Raw genomic sequence first — 18820 nt, 5'->3', positions numbered from 1 at the left:
TCTTTTCCTTGCGCGTGACGGAGATCGACATGACCACGACGGCTGTGCTGCGGAAATCGGATGATGTTGATGCGGCGGGCGACACACCGTCGCTCGTTGAACGAATAGCCGCCGTCGCGCGCACCGATCTTTCACCGATCGCTTTGGAAATCGACGAAGGCACGATCTATCCGGATCGGGCGCTGCGTTATCTCGGCGATGTCGGTGCCTGGTCGGCTCACACCGATCTCGGGGAGACGATTGCGGGCATCTCGACCATCGGCGAAACCTGCGGCTCCACCGCCTTCATGGCGTGGTGTCAGAACACGCTGGTCTGGTACATCCTCAATTCCGATAACGCCGCGCTGAAGGCGAAGTATCTCAGCGATGCCGCGAGCGGCAAGCTGCTCGGCGGTACCGGCTTGTCGAATCCGATGAAGAGCTTCTTCGGCATCGAGAAGCTGAAGCTGAAAGGTCGACGCACCGAAGGCGGATATATCGTCCGCGGTGCGTTGCCATGGGTATCGAATCTCGGTCCCGACCACATGTTCGGCACGATCTTCGAACTCGATGACGGCTCCGGTGAAAAGGTGATGTTCCTCGCTGACTGCGCGGATGAAAACCTCGCATTGACGCCATGCAAGCCGTTTCTGGCGATGGATGGTACCGGCACTTACGCCGTGCAGTTCCGTGATGTCTTCATTCCCGACGATCAGGTGCTTGCTGCGCCGGCCATGCCGTTCGTGAAAAAAATTCGTGCTGGCTTCATTCTGATGCAGATGGGCATGGGCCTCGGGTTGGTGCGCGACTGCGTCGCGATCATGGACAGCGTCAAGCCGACGCTGGCCCACGTCAATTGCTTCCTGCCGCAGCAACCCGAGGATTTCGCCGGGCTTCTCGCAAAGATGGAAGCGGAGACGATGGTGCTTGCGGCGACGCCGTTTGACACCAGCAACGCTTATTGGCGCAGCGTCGTTGAATTGCGTCTGCGCGCCGGCGATGCAGCTGTCGCCGCAGCACATGCGGCGATGCTGCATTGTGGCGCACGTGGCTACCTCAAATCGCACCGCGCACAGCGCCGGCTGCGTGAAGCCTATTTTGTGGCGATCGTGACCCCCGCCACCAAGCAACTCAGAAAAATGCTCGCAGACAATGCGCGCGAAACTCAGGGAGACCAGGGAGGAGCGTGACTTCACCTTACGTGAACAGAAAGCGAATTGACTTAAGTCACGGCGAAACGACAGGCGATCCAGCTCAAACGGCTCAACAACGACGGTTCAACACAGTGGAGGCTTTCAATGGCTGAAGTTCTCATTTCCGCAGACGATCTCGTCACGTTCATGAAGTCAGAACCTTGCGTCGTCATCGACACGCGCAATCCCGATGCCTATGCGGCCGGGCATATCCCCGGCGCCGTCAATCTCCATGAGATCTTTACGTTCCTCGCCACCTCGACGCCCGAAGGCATGGACGAGCTGAAGAAGAAGTTCGCTGCGGCCTTCGGCGGTGCCGGTCTGTCCGGCAGCGAGACTGCGGTGATCTACGAACAGTCCATGAATTCGGGCTTTGGTCAGTCCTGCCGCGGCTACTTCCTGCTGGAATTCCTCGGCTATCCGAAGATCAAGGTCCTGCACGGTGGCTATGACGCCTGGACCATGAAAGGCCTGCCGACGACCACAGACGTCCCGACGCCGACAGCGGCTTCGTTCGCGATCAAGCCGGAGGCCGGCTCGATCCTGATCGATGCAGCGACCATGCAGGCCGCCCTCGGCAATCCATCGATTGCCATTCTCGACGTCCGCGATGTTGACGAATGGATCGGCGAGAGTTCATCGCCCTATGGCAAGGATTTCTGCCCGCGCATGGGCCGCATTCCCGGCGCTGTCTGGATCGAATGGTACCGCATGATGAAGCCGACATCGGAAGGCCCGCGCTTCAAATCGAAGAACGAGATCCTCGCTGAATGCGCCACCGTCGGCATCACGCCGGCGACCACGGTTTATCTCTACTGCTTCAAGGGCGCGCGGGCGTCGAACACGTTTCTCGCACTGAAGAACGCTGGCGTCGCTGATGTCAGAATGTACTTCGGATCCTGGAACGAATGGAGCCGCGATGTGAAATATCCGATCGAGGAAGGCTTGCCGCTGGTGGGCGAGAAGCAGGCCGTGGCGGCGTAAGACGTTTCACCGTCATTCCGGGGCGCGGCCGGCTTTTGCCGGACGCGAGCCCGGAATCCCGTGCGGTTCTATCACTGCGAGATTCCGGGCTCGGTCCCGCTGCTTGCGGCGCCAGTCCCGTCCCGGAATGACGAGTGTGTGGCGCGAAAACAAAAGGCCCGCTCTTTCGAGCGGGCCTTCGTCATTCTCAATCGTTATGCGCGGGGCTTACTTGCCCTTCAGCACATCCACCAGCGTGGTGCCGAGGCGCGCCGGCGACGGCGAGACGCGGATGCCTGCGGCTTCCATGGCTGCGATCTTCGACTGGGCGTCGCCCTTGCCGCCCGACACGATGGCGCCGGCATGGCCCATGCGACGGCCGGGAGGTGCGGTGACGCCGCCGATGAAGCCGACCATCGGCTTCTTGCGGCCGCGCTTGGCTTCGTCCTTGATGAACTGTGCCGCGTCTTCTTCCGCCGAACCACCGATTTCACCGATCATGATGATCGACTCGGTCTTGTCGTCGGCCAGGAACATCTCGAGCACGTCGATGAATTCGGTGCCCTTGACCGGATCGCCGCCGATGCCGACTGCAGAGGTCTGGCCCAGGCCGGCCTGGGTGGTCTGGAACACCGCTTCATAGGTCAGCGTGCCGGAACGCGACAGGATGCCGACCTTGCCGGGCTTGAAGATGTTGGCCGGCATGATGCCGATCTTCGATTCACCGGCGGTGACGACGCCCGGGCAGTTCGGCCCGATCAGGCGCGACTTCGATCCCGACAGCGAACGCTTCACACGCACCATGTCGAGCACCGGAATGCCCTCGGTGATGCAGACGATCAGCGGGATTTCCGCATCGATGGCTTCGCAGATCGCGTCTGCGGCACCCGGCGGCGGCACGTAGATCACCGACGCATCGGCGCCGGTCTTGTCGCGTGCTTCCGCCACGGTATCGAACACCGGCAGGCCGATATGGGTCGAGCCGCCCTTGCCCGGCGAGGTGCCGCCGACAACCTTGGTCCCGTAGGCGATCGCCTGTTCGGAATGGAAGGTGCCGTTCTTGCCGGTGAAGCCCTGGGTGATGACCTTGGTGTTCTTGTCGATCAAGACTGACATTGGCTTACTTTCCCTTCACCGCGTTGACGATCTTCTGCGCAGCATCGTCGAGGTCGTCGGCGGGCAGAACGTTGAGGCCGCTCTCGCGGATGATCTTCTTGCCTTCCTCGACATTGGTACCTTCGAGGCGGACAACCAGTGGCACCTTGAGGCCGACAGCCCTCACCGCGCCGACAACGCCGGCGGCGATGACGTCGCACTTCATGATGCCGCCGAAGATGTTGACGAGAATGCCTTTCACGTTCGGATCAGCCGTGATGATCTTGAACGCTGCAGTCACCTTCTCCTCGGAAGCGCCGCCACCGACGTCGAGGAAGTTGGCGGGGCTTTCGCCGTAGAGCTTGATGATGTCGAGCGTGGCCATTGCGAGGCCGGCGCCGTTGACCATGCAGCCGATCGTACCGTCGAGGGCGATGTAAGCGAGGTCATACTTCGACGCCTCGATTTCCTTCTCGTCCTCTTCCGTGGTGTCGCGCAGCGCAACGATTTCCGGGTGACGATACAGCGCGTTCGAGTCGAACGACATCTTGGCGTCGAGGCACTTCAGCTCGCCCTGCTTGGATACGATCAGCGGATTGATCTCCAGCATGTCCATGTCCTTGGCGATGAACGCCGTATAGAGCTGCGCGGTCAGCTTCTCAGCCTGCTTGGCGAGATCGCCCTTGAGGCCCAGCGCCTGCGCGACGGTGCGGCCGTGATGGCCCATCACGCCGGTGGCCGGATCGACCGAGAAGGTGATGATCTTCTCAGGGGTGTCGTGGGCGACGTCCTCGATGTTCATGCCACCTTCGGTCGAAACGACGAAAGCTACGCGCGAGGTTTCACGGTCGACGAGCAGCGAGAGGTAGAACTCCTTCTCGATGTCCGAACCGTCTTCCAGATACAGGCGGTTGACCTGCTTGCCGGCTTCGCCGGTCTGCACGGTCACGAGGGTCGCGCCGAGCATCTGCTTGGAGAATTCCTTGACCTCGTCGATCGACTTGGCGAGGCGGACGCCGCCCTTGTCGCCGGCCGATGCTTCCTTGAACTTGCCCTTGCCGCGGCCGCCGGCGTGGATCTGGCTCTTCACCACCCACAACGGACCGCCCAGCTGCTTGGCGGCAGCTTCAGCTTCTTCGGCCTTGAGGATTGGCACGCCCTTCGACACGGGCACGCCGAATTCCTTCAGCACGGCTTTCGCCTGATATTCATGGATATTCATAGGTTGCTCCCGAACCCCGGATGGTGAACTTGGAATTCACGTCGTCTTCTTTGAATTGGCATACTGTATACCAAGGATGCCGCAAGTCAAAGACGTCGGTAATTCCGTGTGACGGACGAATTGGCTGAGGGGTTCGTTGCAGTGTTTGCCAGCGTCGTCAAATGCAAAACCGGCACCCAGAGGGTGCCGGTGAAGTCCGCTTGATCTTAGCCGAGCAGGTCGGGCGCGATCTTCTTGCAGGCGTCCATCAAGCCCACCACTGAAGCGACCGACTTGTCGAAGCCTTCCTTGTCCTTGCCGACAAGTTCGATCTCGACGACGCGCTCGACGCCCTTGGCGCCGATCACGACGGGAACGCCGACATACATGTCCTTGACGCCGTACTCACCGTTGAGGTGCACGGCGCAGGGCAGAACGCGCTTCTTGTCCTTGAGGTAGCTCTCGGCCATTGCGATGGCTGAAGCTGCGGGAGCGTAGAAGGCCGAGCCGGTCTTGAGCAGGTTGACGATCTCGGCGCCGCCGTTGCGGGTGCGATCGACGATCTCGTCGATGCGGGCCTGCGAGGTCCAGCCCATCTTCACGAGGTCCGGCAGCGGGATGCCGGCAACGGTCGAATACTTGACCAGCGGAACCATGGTGTCGCCGTGGCCGCCGAGCACGAAGGCGGTGACGTCTTCGACCGAGACGTTGAATTCATCGGCCAGGAAGTAGCGGAAGCGCGCCGAGTCCAGCACGCCGGCCATGCCGACGACCTTGTTGGCGGGCAGGCCGCAGGCCTTCTGCAGCGCCCAGACCATCGCGTCGAGCGGGTTGGTGATGCAGATGACGAAGGCGTTCGGAGCGTATTTCTTGATGCCCGCGCCGACCTGCTCCATCACCTTGAGGTTGATCGAGAGCAAATCGTCGCGGCTCATGCCGGGCTTACGCGGCACGCCAGCGGTGACGATGATGACGTCCGAGCCTTCGATCGCTTCATAGGAGTTGGCGCCGGTCAGCTTGGCGTCGAAGCCGTCGACCGGCGAGGACTGCGCGAGATCAAGCGATTTGCCCTGCGGCACACCTTCCGCAATGTCGAACATCACGACGTCGCCGAGTTCTTTCAGGCCAACGAGGTGAGCGAGCGTTCCGCCGATCTGACCAGAACCAATCAATGCGATTTTGTTACGCGCCATGGGAAATCTATCCTTTAAGCCCGAAGGGGTGAGGAGGGAGCAGGAAATGCTGACAGGCTGGTTATCCCTTTCGCGGACAGCGTTCAAGTCGGGGTCTGCCCAATTGTCGAGCGCCGGCCTGCAATGCAAATTATTATGGGCGAACCGGAAATTGGAATCGCTCGCGAAAGTACCGATTCCGCTTTGATATCGATCCGATCGCGCGTGTCAGGTTTCGACCAGGCCGGTGGTGGCGCCTGATGCGGTGGAATCGCTGCGGCCATGGGGCAGGGCCAGATATGTTTCAGAGCCCATCTCGAACAGGCGCGAGGCCGTGCGCACGAATTCAAACTTTTCGACGCCCTCGGTCGCCGAATAGAGGTCCGGCGGTTCAGCTGCAGCGGTCGCCATTAGTTTCACTGCATTGTCATACATCGTATCGATCAGTGAAATGAAACGCTTGGCCGCGTTACGATTGGCATAGTCCATCATCGGCACGTGCTCGATGAACAGCGTGTGATACTCGTGCGCGAGCTTGAGATAATCTGACGCGCCGAGTGGCTTCTCGCACAGATCGTTGAAGGTGAAGCGCGCGACGCCCTGTGCTTCCAGTGACACATGCAGCTTACGTCCCTTCACCGCAAGATCGCGTGATCTGCCAGGCGCACCGCCGGTGAGCTTCGCCCAAGCCGCATCGAGCGCAGCTTTGGATGCGTCGTCGTCCGGCACCAACCAGCTCTTCACACCGACCAGCTTTTCCATACGGAAATCGGTGCGCGAATCCAGCTTGCGCACGTCCATGTGGTCTTCGATCTGCTTGATGAAGGGCAGGAACAATGCGCGGTTGAGGCCGCCTTTGTAGAGATTGACGGGTTCGACATTGGATGTGGCGAAGACGACGGTGCCGAGTTCGAACAGTCGCGCGAACAGGCGGCCGAGGATCATCGCGTCGGCGATGTCGGTAACGTGAAATTCGTCGAAGCAAAGGAGCCAGGCTTCGTCGAAGATCGAATTCGCCGTCAGCGCGATGACGTCGCCCTCGGGAATCTCGCCGCTCGCGATTTTCTGGCGAAAATTATAAATGCGCTCATGGGTGTCAGCCATGAACTCATGGAAATGAGCGCGACGCTTATGCGCGACCGCGCTGGCTTCGAAGAACAGGTCCATCAGCATGGTCTTGCCGCGACCAACCTCGCCATGGACGTAAAGACCGCGCGGCGGTTGCATATCCTTGTCGCCGAACAGGCGTCCGAAGAAGCCCTGCTTGCGCGGTGGCTTATAGGTGGACAGCGCAGCATCGAGCGCTGCGATGGCCTCGACGGCGCCGGCCTGCGCCGGGTCAGCCTCGATGGCGCCGGAGGCAACGAGGGCTTGATATTGTTCGCGGAAGGATTTCGGAGGGCTGGACGACATGGGGCCCTAACGGCCCCATGTGCCCGGAAAATGCAAGGTGCGAATTGGTCGAAGGGGATATGCGCTCATGCACAGAGTGCGTAGGAATCCTCGACCAGATAAGGGCCTCCGCCCGTGGACGCCCGCGACGAGAACAGCACGAAGCGCGAGGCGGTGAAGATCTTCGTCGGGAAGTAGCCGCGCACCGACAGATAGTCTGCGACGTCGCGGTCGCAGGAATCGCGTAACCGGGCCAGTGTGACATGCGGTGTGAATTTGCGGCCTTCCGGCTCGAGTCCGCAGCGGCGCACCAGGCGTTCCAGTTCGGACTGCAGTTCAAGCAGTGGGCGGCTCGGATCAACCGAGGCGACGACAGCGCGGGGTTTCTTGCCGCCGAAGCTCGACAGGCCGCGCACGGCGACCTCGAAGGGTCTGCGCTCCACACGCGACATCAGATAGGCGATCTCGTTGGCGGAAACGCCATCGATGTCGCCGATGAAGCGCAACGTGACATGATAATTTTCGGGATCGATCCAGCGTGCGCCTGGCAGGCCGCCACGCAAATTGGCCAATGTCTGGCCGATCTCGGCTGGTATCTCCAGTCCGGCGAACAAACGCGGCATAGTCAGCTCCTCTTTGCCGGGGCGCGATTTTCGCCGAAAGGTGTGGCACCACGTGCTTGCACCTCTCGGCGAAAATCATGCCCGAACAAACGAGCCGGTGACGAATCACCGATGTCTTTTTTGTACCCGATCTATGTGACTCTGCGAAGCAGATGCCGCGGTCGGTGCATGAAGGTTCCGTGAAAAACCGTCATTAAGGTTGAGACTGCCTGTTTCTCAACTGCGTTGCCCAGCGATCGCGCCGACAAATGCCTCGACGCTGGGCAGGATATTTTTCACGACGATGTCGACGCCGTCGGCAGTCGGATGCATCGCGTCGGCCTGGTTGAGTTTGCTGTCCCCGGCGACGCCTTCGAGGAAGAACGGGTAGAGCGGTACGCCGAACTGCCTGGCCAGATCCGGATAGATCGAATTGAACTTTTCCGCATAATCGGCACCGTAGTTCGGCGGTGCTACCATGCCGCAGAGAAGTACAGATATGTTGCGCGCTTTCAGTCGGGTCAGAATCTCGGTCAGTGCCGCGCGCGGGACTTTCGGATCGGTGCCGCGCAGCGCATCGTTGGCGCCGAGTTCGACGATCACGCCATGCGTTCCCTCCGGGATCGACCAGTCAAGCCGACCGAGCCCGCCGGAGGTGGTATCTCCGGATACACCAGCATTGATCATCTCGACCTCTATCCCCTTGTCCTTCAGGGCCTTTTGCAGCCGGACCGGAAATGCGGCCGCGGCCGGCAGCCCGTAGCCGGCGCTCAGGGAATCGCCGAGCACGACCAGCTTGATCGGCTTGCCCGCGCTGGTACTGGCTGCCTGTGCCGTGGCGGAGCGGATCGGAAGTGCGACCATCAGCCCAGCAACGACCAGCCACATAAACATGCGCAGCAGCCCCTCGACCGCCGCAAACGAAGTGCCATATGAAGCTCGCATGGATACTTTCATTGAAGCCTCATCATTGGCCGGCGTTTCGCCGGACACCATTTCAATCTCGAACATCAACCTCTCGCTCGGCGCCGGTGCCGCACGCGTGCATATCCTCAAGGATATCAGCCTGCGCGTCGGATCGGGTGAAGCGATCGGGCTGATCGGCCCGTCGGGCTCCGGCAAGTCCACGCTGCTGATGGTGATGGCGGGGCTGGAACGTCCTGACTCAGGTCAGGTGGTGGTCAACGGCACCTCTTTCAATGATCTCGATGAGGACGGATTGGCGCGGTTTCGTGGCCGTCATGTCGGTATCGTCTTCCAGTCCTTTCACCTGATCCCGACCATGACGGCGCTGGAGAACGTCGCGGTGCCGCTGGAATTGGCCGGTCATCCAGATCCGGCCGGCCGTGCGGCGCGCGAGCTGGAAGCGGTCGGTCTCGGTGCCCGTCTGCATCACTATCCAACCCAGCTTTCTGGTGGCGAACAGCAGCGTGTTGCGCTGGCGCGCGCATTGGCGCCGGATCCCGCGATCCTCGTCGCCGACGAGCCGACCGGAAATCTCGACGAATCCACCGGTGGTCAGATCGTCGATCTGCTGTTCGCGCAGCACGCCCAGCGCGGCATGACGCTGGTGCTGGTTACCCACGACAACACGCTGGCGCATCGCTGCGACCGCGTGGTGCGATTGCGTTCAGGCCGGATCGATGGTCCCGCTACCGAGCGTAACTGGGTCGAGACGGCCTGATCCGATGGCCACCATCACCGATACCGTCCCCAATAGCCGCGGCCCGTCGCTGGCGCTGCGCTATGCTTTCCGTGAAATGCGCAGCGGCCTGCGAGGTTTCTACGTTTTCATCGCCTGTATCGCGCTGGGAGTCATGGCCATCGCCGGCGTTGGCTCAGTTGCGGCCAGTCTCGGAGAGGGCGTGGCGCGCGAAGGCCGCACGTTGCTCGGCGGTGACGTCGCATTCTCGCTGATGCAGCGCGAGGCCAAACCGGAAGAGCTCGCCTTTCTGCGCTCACGCGGCGCGGTGTCGGTTGCCGCAACGCTGCGCGGCATGGCGCGCGCGCCGGATGGCAATCTTGCGCTGGTCGAGATCAAGGCGGTCGATGGCAGTTATCCCTTGCTTGGCAAGGCGACCCTGGCGCCAGACATGCCGATGAGTGATCTGCTCGCCGAACGCGACGGCGCGTTTGGGGCTGCGACAGATGCGACCCTGATGGCGCGGCTTAGCCTCAAGGTCGGTGACCGCCTCACGGTCGGCAATGCCACGTTCCAGATTCGCAGCGAGATCTCAGCCGAGCCGGACAAGCTCGCGGGCGGCGTCGGTTTCGCGCCGCGCTTCCTCGCCAGCGAGGATGCCCTGCGAGCCACCCAGCTTCTGCAGCCAGGCAGCCTGGTGCGCTGGATTTACCGTGTTCGCCTGCCGGACGAGGTCTCTGGCGACCGTGCAGCCAAGGCGCTGGCCGACGATGCGCGGGCCCAACTGCCGCAGGCAGGCTGGGAAATCCGTTCGCGGGATAATGCGTCGCCGCAACTCGAGCGCACCATTACGCGCTTCACCCAATTTCTCACTCTGGTCGGCCTCGCATCACTGCTGGTTGGCGGCGTCGGTGTCGCCAATGCCGTGAAAAGCCATATCGATCGTCGCCGCGACGTCATCGCAGCGCTGAAAGCACTTGGGGCCACCGGCCGCGACGTGTTCGCGATCTATCTCACCCAGGTGCTGGTGCTGGCGGTGATCGGTTCGCTGATCGGCCTGGTGGTTGGCGCGTCCCTGCCGTTCGTCATCGTCGGCCTGTTCGGCAAGCTGCTGCCGCTGCCGGTGGTGCCGGCGCTTCATCTTGGCGAGTTGGCCTTGTCGCTGTTGTACGGGCTGCTGACCGCGCTAGCCTTCGGCCTGTGGCCCTTGGCACGTGTGCATGACGTGCCGGTTGCGGCGCTGTTTCGTGACGCGGCGCTGACGGAATCGCACCGGCCGAAGCTCCGCTACATGCTCTGGATGGCACTCGTGGTCGGCGTGCTGATCGCGGTCGTGGTCGGGCTTGCCTACGACAAGCGCGTCGCCTCCGTATTCGTGGTGTCGTCGATGGTCGTGTTCGCCTTGCTGCGCGGTATCGCCGGCGCATTGATGGCTTTTACGCGCAAATTGCCGCGTCCGAGTATGACCATGCTGCGGCTCGCCATCGCAAATATCCACCGGCCGGGCGCGCTGACACCATCCGTGGTGATGTCGCTCGGGCTGGGTTTGACAGTGCTGGTGACCGTCACCCAGATCGACGGCAATCTGCGCCGGCAGTTCATGGCGGCACTGCCTGAGAAAGCTCCGTCGTTCTATTTCATCGATATTCCCTCCACCGATGCCGACCGCTTCAGCGCGTTTCTCAAGGAGAAGCAGCCGCAATCGACGGTCGAGGATGTGCCGATGTTGCGCGGCCGGATCGTCGCCGCGCGCGGCGTCAAGGCAGAAGACCTCAAGCCGTCATCCGATGCCGAATGGGTGCTGCAGAGCGACCGCGGCCTCAGTTACACCAACGAGGTTCCGCGCGGCTCCAAGCTGGTCGAGGGCGAATGGTGGGCGCCCGACTATAGCGGTCCGCCGCTGGTCTCGTTCGAGAAGAAGCTAGCCGACGGGCTCGGGCTCAAGCTCGGCGACGAGGTCACCGTCAACGTGCTCGGCCGCGACATCACCGCCAGGATCGGTAACATGCGGTCCGTCGACTGGCAGAGCCTCGGCATCAATTTCGTGCTGGTTTTCTCGCCCAATACTTTCCGTGGTGCACCGCATACTCATATCGCCACGCTGACCGAACCGAAGTCTGATCCGTCCCAGGATGCCAGTCTGGTCAAGGCGGTGGCCGACGCATTCCCGATGATCACCACCGTCCGGGTGCGGGAAGCGCTCGACACCGTCGGGAGTGTGGTCACCAACCTCGTCCTTGCGATCCGTGGCACCAGCGCGGTCACGCTGCTCTCGGCTATCCTGGTGCTCGGCGGCGCGCTGGCCGCCGGTCACCGGCATCGCGTCTATGACGCCGTGATCCTCAAGACCCTCGGCGCCACGCGCGCGGGGCTGCTCGGTGCCTATGCGCTCGAATATCTGATGATCGGCCTGGCCACGGCTGTCTTCGGTGTCATCGCTGGCTCGGTGGCGGCCTGGCTGATCATCACGCGTCTGATGTCGCTCAGCTTCGTCTGGCAGGCGGGCAGCGCCGCTGGCGTGGTACTGGCGGCGCTTATTGTCACAGTGGGGCTCGGTCTGGCGGGTACGTTGGTAGCCTTGAACCAGAAGCCCGCCACCGTGTTACGGAATTTGTGACCTGTTTTGACACGAAGCGGCCTTTGCGCAGGCTGATTCGTGCAAAATGGCTGAGAAATCGCCAAGCTTGCGCCAGGCTGAAAGTTTACCAGGTTGCCTGAATGTAAATCGGAGCGACATTCCGCCACGCGTGGAAGCTTGCAGCGAATGTGTTAGTTTACCACATACCCTATGGGTCAGATACCGAGCGCAGATGACATCGATTTTTTATGAAATCGAATTAAGTGTCAGGAAGTGCAGATATCTGGGATACAATTCGAACCGGCGACGCGAACCCTTTGCGATCAGCCGGACAACATCGAGGTTTCGACCATGTCGGATCTAGACCGTAACTATGCTTCCCCCTTCGGCCGGGCCGGCGCGCGCGATGCCGCTGCCGTGGATGCCGGACTGCGCTCGTATATGCTGCGCATCTACAACTACATGACGATCGGTCTGGCCATCACCGGCCTGGCTGCTCTCGGCGTGTACATGGCGGCTGTCACCACCGATCCGTCGGGCGCCGCTGCCCGGATCGGCAGCTCCTACCTGACACCGTTCGGCTACGCGATGTTCGTGAGCCCGCTGAAGTGGGTGTTCATCCTGGCGCCGCTGGTCATGGTGTTCGCCATCTCGTTCGGCATCAACCGGCTGAAGCCGGCCACCGCGCAGATGCTGTTCTGGGCGTTCTCGGCTCTGATGGGCATCTCGCTGTCGTCGATCTTCCTCGTGTACACGCACACGTCGATCGTGCGGGTGTTCTTCATCACCGCGGCCTCGTTCGGTGCGCTGAGCCTCTATGGTTACACCACCAAGCGTGACATGACCGGTATGGGCTCGTTCCTGCTGATGGGCCTGTTCGGCATCATCATCGCGAGCGTCGTGAACATCTTCGTCGCTTCGTCGATGCTGCAGTTCATCGTGTCGGTCGTTGGCGTGCTGATCTTCGCGGGTCTCACCGCTTACGACACCCAGCGCCTGAAGAACGACTACATCTACGGTTACGCCTCGCAGGGCGGAGACATTGCCGAGCGCGCGGCAATCACCGGTGCCCTGTCGCTCTACTTGAACTTCATCAACCTGTTCACGCTGCTGCTGCAGCTGCTCGGACAGCGCGAATAAGTTTCAGGACATCAGGAAGATCTTAGCCCCGGCCAAAAGCCGGGGCTTTTCTTTTGGGTCGGGCAAAAATAGTCTCTATCCTATGTCCGATATTGAAATCAGGCCCGCAGTCGCGGCGGATCTGCCCGCGATCACCGCGATCTATGACGAGGCGGTGCAGTTCGGCACGGCCACGTTCGAACTGGTCTCGCCAGATTTGGCCGAGATGACGCGGCGTTTCGAGGCGCTGATGAGCGGAGGCTATCCGTATCTCGTGGCTGTGTTGGAAGGCCGGGTTGTCGGCTATGCCTATGCCAGCGCACATCGCCCGCGACCGGCCTATCGCTTTACCGTCGAGAATTCGATTTATCTCGATCCCAAAGCCCAGCGGCGGGGCGTTGGTGGCAAACTTCTGGCGCGGCTGATCGCCGAATGCGAGAGCCGCGGCTACCGCCAGATGGTTGCCGTGATCGGTGACAGCGCCAATGCCGGCTCCATCGCAGTTCATCGCAATGCCGGCTTTCAGATGGTCGGGGTACATCCCGATGTCGGTTTCAAGTTCGGTCGCTGGCTTGATACCGTCTCGATGCAGCTCGCACTTGGCGAGGGCGCCCGCACGCTGCCCTGACGCTCTGCGAATCGATTTACACCACCGCCAGCTTGCGATCGATCACCAGGAGCACGCGGTCGAGTTCCTGGCCGCGGCGCAGGATCATGCCACTCGCTGAAATGACGCTATACATGCCCTGCTTGCGCGCCAGTCGCGGATCTTTCTCGATGCGATAGAGCGGCACTTCCGACGAGCGGCGGAACACCGAGAACACCGCGCGGTCGCGCAAAAAGTCGATGGCGTAATCGCGCCACTCGCCGTCGGAGACCATACGGCCGTACAGGTTGAGGATGCGGCTGAGTTCAAGGCGATTGAAGCTGACGACGGGCGCGGCGGCGGCAGAGCCCGTCGCCGCGCGATTCTCGGTGGGCTCAGTATCTCCCGGAATCACATTCATGCGGCGCCTCCTGTCATATCCCCGACATGATCGCGCCGACTGAGGCCCTCTGCAAGGGCCGATCCGCGGGCCCAGCGGTAGAAATTTCCCGTCACGGGAACGTCAGGTGAATCTTATTGCCGCCAAATTTTGGCCCATCGGGCGCCCTTCTGGATTGCGACAAGAAGATACTGCGTCGGGTCCGGTTCTTCCGGTCTCGGATTCCTCAGCCCCCAGCCCCCCGCGGTCGTTGGGATCGGACCCTGCGCAGGAAGTTAATCCCCACTGGGCCAACGCAAGTTGGTCCTTTTCTTTTTGGTGGGTGCTTCGGCAATAGCCGGTCAGCGGCGACGATCTCTCAAAACGGCGTAGCTCTGCCTGTGAAAACAGAGCAACGATTCCAGAGTTTTGAAAAACCTACTGCAGCGACGTATACGCCGCGCCGCGCATCGCGCCGGGCTTGTCACGCGTGCCATCCTGGACATAGACGACAGCGGCATCGACGCCATCTCTGGAAATGTTCTCCAGCGGCAGCGTCCAGTTAGCGGCGTTGCCGGTCCAGTCACCGACCTTCAGCCAGTTCCGGACGACATTGTAATAGGTCAGTTGCTTGCCGCGATTCTCGCCGCGACCGACTGTAATCGGCACAGCCTTCGACACCGAGCAGATCCAGACTTCGCCATGCGCTGTATCGGGCGCATTGCTCGATGCGGCAACGGAAACGTTGACGTGTTTGCCGGAAACCGACATCGACACCGGCACCGTCATCACGGCGCCTTTCTTGGTTTCGCTGATAGCGCCCTGGATACGATCGGCATCGCTGCCGATCACCTGAGTGGCGCCGTTAACGACGACTTGCGGCGTGTAGACGTCGCGATCGCCGCGCATCTGCGAATAGGCTTTCTGCCGCGCGCTGAAACGCGAGTCCGCCAGCGTATCCTTCCAGCCGAGATAGTCCCAGTAGTCAATCGGCATGCTCAATGCGATCACGGACGGGTCTTTGGCGAGGTCGCCGATAATTTTGTCGGCAGGCGGGCAGGACGAGCAACCCTGTGAGGTGAAGAGCTCCACCACCGCCCGGGGCTGGGCCAGCGCGCTACCGCTCGCTGCAATGGCGGCGCACACGCTGAGCGCGCCAGTCCACTGCGATATGCCGCCAAAGGATTTCATGAGGTTTTGCTACGCTCGAGGTGGGACACATAACAGACGGTGTCGCACATTGGTGTCGCTAACACGTTCAAGCCCCCAAACGCCAGAAGGCGACCTTTTCATAGGCCGCCTTCTGTTCACTAGCCACTCACTTCGCGGTGAGGCACTACGTCACACCCCGCACGGGCGTCAGGCTGCGAGCTGACGCAGCACGTAATGCAGGATGCCGCCGTTGCGGTAATATTCGAGCTCGTCCAGCGTATCGATGCGGCAGAGCAGCGTCTCCTTGTGGAGTGAGCCATCGGCCGACACGATTTCCGCCACCATCTGCTGGCGCGGCTTGATCTCGCCGGTGAGGCCGCGAATCGTGACCTTCTCGTCGCCTTTGAGGCCAAGCTTCTTCCACGACGAACCATTCTCGAAGGTCAGCGGCAGGATGCCCATGCCAACCAGATTGGATCGGTGAATACGCTCGAAGCTCTCGGTGATGACGGCGCGAACGCCGAGCAGGCGTGTACCCTTGGCCGCCCAGTCGCGCGACGAACCGTTGCCGTATTCGGCACCGCCGAACACGACCAGCGGCACCTGCTCGGCCTGATACTTCATCGCGGCGTCGTAGATCGACATCGTCTCGCCGTCCGGCCAATGCTTGGTGTTGCCACCTTCAGGCACGTTGCCGTCGGCGCCCTGCAGCATGAAGTTCTTGATGCGGATATTGGCGAAGGTGCCGCGCATCATCACTTCGTGATTGCCGCGGCGCGTGCCGTACTGGTTGAAATCGGCGGGGCGCACCTGGTGCTCCGACAGATATTTGCCCGCGGGGGAAGTGAGCTTGATCGAACCGGCCGGCGAGATGTGGTCGGTGGTGATCTTGTCGCCGAACAGGGCCAGGATGCGTGCATCGATGATGTCGGTGGTCGGTTCCGGCTCCTTCTTCATGCCTTCGAAGTAGGGCGGGTTCTGCACGTAAGTGGAGCTCATGTTCCACTTGTAGGTCTCGCTCTCGACCGTCTTGATCTTGCGCCAGTTGGCGTCACCCTTGAACACGTCAGCATACTTCTTCTTGAAGATCGTCGAGGTGACGTACTTCTTGATGATCGCGTTCACTTCTTTCGAGGTCGGCCAGATGTCCTTCAGATAGACCGGCTTGCCGTCCTTGCCTTCTCCGATCGGCTCGACCGCGAGATTCTTGGTCACAGTGCCGGCGAGCGCATGGGCAACGACCAGCGGCGGCGAGGCGAGATAGTTCGCCTGCACGTCCGGCGAGACGCGGCCTTCGAAGTTGCGGTTGCCCGAGAGCACGGCGGCGCCGACGATGCCGTTATCGTTGATGGTCTTCGAGATCTCTTCCGGCAGCGGGCCCGAATTGCCGATGCAAGTGGTGCAGCCGAAGCCGACCAGATTGAAGCCGACTTTGTCGAGGTCGAGTTGCAGGCCCGAATCGGCCAGATATCCGGCAACGACCTGCGAGCCCGGCGCCAGCGAGGTCTTCACCCACGGCTTTGCTTTCAGGCCTTTGGCAACGGCGTTACGTGCGAGCAGGCCGGCAGCCACCAGCACGCTCGGATTCGACGTGTTGGTGCAGGAGGTGATGGCGGCGATGACGACGTCGCCATGGCCGAGATCGAAATTCTTGCCTTCAACCGGAAAGCGTTCGTCGGCATTGGGCTTCTTGTATTCTGCGGCGAGCGCCGTGGCGAAACCCTCTGCGATCGCTGGCAGTGCGACGCGGCCTTCCGGGCGCTTCGGGCCTGCCATCGACGGCACGACGTCACCAAGGTCCAGCTTCAGCGTTTCGGTGAAGACCGGATCGGGCGACTTGGCGGTGCGGTACAGGCCCTGCGCCTTGGCATAAGCAGTCACCAGTGCGACACGCGCGGTCTTGCGGCCCGACGTTTTCAGATAATCGATAGTGGCGGCATCGACCGGGAAGAAGCCGCAGGTCGCGCCATATTCCGGCGCCATATTGCCGATCGTCGCCTTGTCGGCGACCGACATGGCGTCGAGGCCGGGACCATAGAATTCCACGAACTTACCGACGACGCCCTGCTTGCGCAGCATTTGGGTGACGGTGAGCACGAGGTCGGTGGCGGTGACGCCTTCCTTGAGCGCGCCCGACAGCTTGAAGCCGACCACGTCAGGCAGCAGCATCGACTGCGGTTGGCCAAGCATCGCGGCTTCCGCCTCGATGCCGCCGACGCCCCAGCCGAGCACGGCGAGGCCGTTGACCATGGTCGTGTGCGAGTCGGTACCAACCAGCGTGTCGGGATAGGCGACCTCGAAGGTCGCGGTCTTCTTGCCGACAGTCATCTTCTGCTTCTTCGTCCAGACGGTCTGGGCGAGATATTCGAGATTGACCTGGTGGCAGATGCCTGTGCCGGGCGGCACCACGGAGAAGTTCGAGAAGGCGCTCTGGCCCCACTTCAGGAACTCGTAGCGTTCCTTGTTCTGCTTGTACTCTTCGGCGACGTTCTTGCCGAATGCCTTGTTGTCACCGAAGAAGTTGACGATCACCGAATGGTCGATGACCAGATCGACGGGGACCAGTGGGTTGATCTTCTTCGGGTCGCCCTTCAGTGCCTGCATCGCATTACGCATCGCCGCGAGGTCGACCACGGCCGGGACCCCTGTGAAGTCCTGCATCAGCACGCGGGCGGGACGGAACGCGATTTCATGCTCGAGCTTGCGCTTCTTCACCCATTTCGAGAACGCGACGATGTCGTCTTTCTTGACGGTGCGGCCGTCCTCGTTGCGCAGCAGGTTTTCGAGCAGCACCTTCATCGAGTAAGGCAGTTTCGAAATGCCCGTCAGACCGTTTTTCTCAGCGAGCGGCAGGCTGTAGTAAACATAAGTCTTGGCGCCAACCTTGAGCGTCTTCCGGCATTTGAAGCTGTCGAGCGATGTCATGTGAGGGGATCCCAATTCAGTTGACTGATACCCGGCATGAGGTATCAAGGCACCGTCTGCGGAGAGAGCCAGTTTGCTTGCAGGCGCCGATTGTGTGCTGCATCAAGTTCCGGCTTATAGAATCTTTCTAGAGATGCTGCCATATCGACAATCGTTTGCAGCCTTGCGAAATGATGCAACAACGCCGCGCGACTTCTGATCCAATTGGAAGGCCATGGAAGGATTATGATGCGGCTCTCGGGGCGCAATTTGCGATGCGTGCGAGGCGGCCGTGAAGTTTTTGCCGGACTCGATTTCAATGCCCTGGCAGGCGAGGCGGTGGCTGTTGTCGGGCCTAACGGGGCGGGCAAAACCTCGCTCTTGCGTCTGATCGCCGGCCTTCTGGTGCCGGCCGAGGGCGCCATCACCCTCGAGGGTAGTGACGGCGAGATGACGGTTGCCGAACAGGCGCATTACCTGGGCCACCGCGATGCCATGAAGCCGGCTTTGACGGTGACGGAGAACCTGACCTTCTGGGCGGAATTTCTCGGCGGCACGCTGGTCGATCCAACCGCGTGTATTGCAGCGGTGGGCCTCTCTCATGCTGCAGCGTTGCCCGCGGGCTTTCTCTCGGCCGGTCAACGCCGGCGGTTGTCGATTGCGCGATTGCTGGCCGTCCGCCGGCCGATCTGGCTGCTTGACGAGCCCACCGCGGCGCTTGATCTGGCCAGCCAGCGGGTGTTTGCGGGGCTGATGACTGATCATCTCGCATCGGGCGGCCTGGTTATCGCCGCGACCCATGGTCCGCTTGGGATCGATGCACGCGAATTGCGGATCGGGGGCGAGGCGTGAGGGGAGCAATC

The 18820-nt window shown here is 61.5% G+C and carries 16 protein-coding genes; 7 read left to right on the top strand and 9 right to left on the bottom strand.

Going from position 1 to position 18820, the window contains the following annotated elements:
- Nucleotides 1-29 precede the first annotated feature (29 nt).
- Together AB8A27_RS24625 and AB8A27_RS24620 are read left to right on the top strand one after the other, a co-directional pair.
- Nucleotides 30-1169: an acyl-CoA dehydrogenase family protein gene (locus AB8A27_RS24625; protein WP_441244160.1), complete on the top strand. Its 1140-nt coding sequence runs from the start codon at nucleotides 30-32 to the stop codon at nucleotides 1167-1169.
- 108 nt (nucleotides 1170-1277) lie between these two features.
- Nucleotides 1278-2156 carry a sulfurtransferase gene (locus AB8A27_RS24620; protein ID WP_441244159.1) on the top strand — a complete coding sequence of 293 codons (879 nt, stop codon included), beginning with the start codon at nucleotides 1278-1280 and terminating at the stop codon, nucleotides 2154-2156.
- Between the two features lie 207 nt (nucleotides 2157-2363).
- Here the strand turns inward: AB8A27_RS24620 and sucD are convergent, their stop codons facing one another.
- The 6 genes from sucD to AB8A27_RS24590 form a co-directional block, all read right to left on the bottom strand.
- Entirely contained in the window at nucleotides 2364-3251 is an 888-nt protein-coding gene (gene sucD, locus AB8A27_RS24615) for a succinate--CoA ligase subunit alpha (RefSeq protein WP_441244158.1), read from the bottom strand.
- 4 nt (nucleotides 3252-3255) lie between these two features.
- Nucleotides 3256-4452: an ADP-forming succinate--CoA ligase subunit beta gene (gene sucC / locus AB8A27_RS24610; protein ID WP_441244157.1), complete on the bottom strand. Its 1197-nt coding sequence runs from the start codon at nucleotides 4450-4452 to the stop codon at nucleotides 3256-3258.
- A 206-nt stretch (nucleotides 4453-4658) separates the two neighbouring features.
- On the bottom strand, nucleotides 4659-5624 hold the full coding sequence (gene mdh / locus AB8A27_RS24605) for a malate dehydrogenase (protein WP_441244156.1): 966 nt from the start codon (nucleotides 5622-5624) through the stop codon (nucleotides 4659-4661).
- 207 nt (nucleotides 5625-5831) lie between these two features.
- Nucleotides 5832-7016, bottom strand: coding sequence for a cell division protein ZapE (gene zapE / locus AB8A27_RS24600; RefSeq protein ID WP_441244155.1), 1185 nt, complete (start codon nucleotides 7014-7016; stop codon nucleotides 5832-5834).
- Between the two features lie 65 nt (nucleotides 7017-7081).
- Entirely contained in the window at nucleotides 7082-7618 is a 537-nt protein-coding gene (gene thpR / locus AB8A27_RS24595; RefSeq protein WP_115032200.1) for an RNA 2',3'-cyclic phosphodiesterase, read from the bottom strand.
- A gap of 216 nt (nucleotides 7619-7834) precedes the next feature.
- On the bottom strand, nucleotides 7835-8479 hold the full coding sequence (locus AB8A27_RS24590; protein WP_441245012.1) for an arylesterase: 645 nt from the start codon (nucleotides 8477-8479) through the stop codon (nucleotides 7835-7837).
- Between the two features lie 61 nt (nucleotides 8480-8540).
- Here AB8A27_RS24590 and AB8A27_RS24585 point away from each other — a divergent pair, with 61 nt between their 5' ends.
- The 4 genes from AB8A27_RS24585 to AB8A27_RS24570 all read left to right on the top strand — a co-directional run bounded on the left by AB8A27_RS24585 (nucleotide 8541) and on the right by AB8A27_RS24570 (nucleotide 13564).
- Nucleotides 8541-9281: an ABC transporter ATP-binding protein gene (locus AB8A27_RS24585; RefSeq protein ID WP_441244154.1), complete on the top strand. Its 741-nt coding sequence runs from the start codon at nucleotides 8541-8543 to the stop codon at nucleotides 9279-9281.
- Between the two features lie 4 nt (nucleotides 9282-9285).
- On the top strand, nucleotides 9286-11856 hold the full coding sequence (locus AB8A27_RS24580) for an ABC transporter permease (RefSeq protein WP_441244153.1): 2571 nt from the start codon (nucleotides 9286-9288) through the stop codon (nucleotides 11854-11856).
- A gap of 312 nt (nucleotides 11857-12168) precedes the next feature.
- Nucleotides 12169-12957, top strand: coding sequence for a Bax inhibitor-1/YccA family protein (locus AB8A27_RS24575; protein ID WP_441244152.1), 789 nt, complete (start codon nucleotides 12169-12171; stop codon nucleotides 12955-12957).
- A gap of 82 nt (nucleotides 12958-13039) precedes the next feature.
- Complete coding sequence (locus AB8A27_RS24570; RefSeq protein ID WP_441244151.1) at nucleotides 13040-13564, top strand: N-acetyltransferase family protein; 525 nt, start codon at nucleotides 13040-13042, stop codon at nucleotides 13562-13564.
- A 16-nt stretch (nucleotides 13565-13580) separates the two neighbouring features.
- Here AB8A27_RS24570 and AB8A27_RS24565 read toward each other — a convergent pair whose 3' ends face one another.
- From AB8A27_RS24565 to acnA, 3 genes are all read right to left on the bottom strand, one after another.
- On the bottom strand, nucleotides 13581-13943 hold the full coding sequence (locus AB8A27_RS24565; protein ID WP_089263291.1) for a DUF2794 domain-containing protein: 363 nt from the start codon (nucleotides 13941-13943) through the stop codon (nucleotides 13581-13583).
- Between the two features lie 396 nt (nucleotides 13944-14339).
- Entirely contained in the window at nucleotides 14340-15092 is a 753-nt protein-coding gene (locus AB8A27_RS24560) for a DUF1223 domain-containing protein (protein WP_441244150.1), read from the bottom strand.
- 168 nt (nucleotides 15093-15260) lie between these two features.
- Nucleotides 15261-17978, bottom strand: coding sequence for an aconitate hydratase AcnA (gene acnA, locus AB8A27_RS24555; protein WP_441244149.1), 2718 nt, complete (start codon nucleotides 17976-17978; stop codon nucleotides 15261-15263).
- A gap of 228 nt (nucleotides 17979-18206) precedes the next feature.
- Between acnA and ccmA the strand changes: the two genes are divergently transcribed.
- On the top strand, nucleotides 18207-18809 hold the full coding sequence (gene ccmA, locus AB8A27_RS24550; protein ID WP_441245011.1) for a heme ABC exporter ATP-binding protein CcmA: 603 nt from the start codon (nucleotides 18207-18209) through the stop codon (nucleotides 18807-18809).
- Nucleotides 18810-18820: the final 11 nt, after the last annotated feature.

The organism is Tardiphaga sp. 768_D3_N2_1 (assembly GCF_052076105.1).
Lineage (GTDB): Bacteria > Pseudomonadota > Alphaproteobacteria > Rhizobiales > Xanthobacteraceae > Tardiphaga.
The sequence above is the reverse complement of the archived record's forward strand: the minus strand, read 5'-3'. Positions and strand labels throughout refer to the sequence as shown.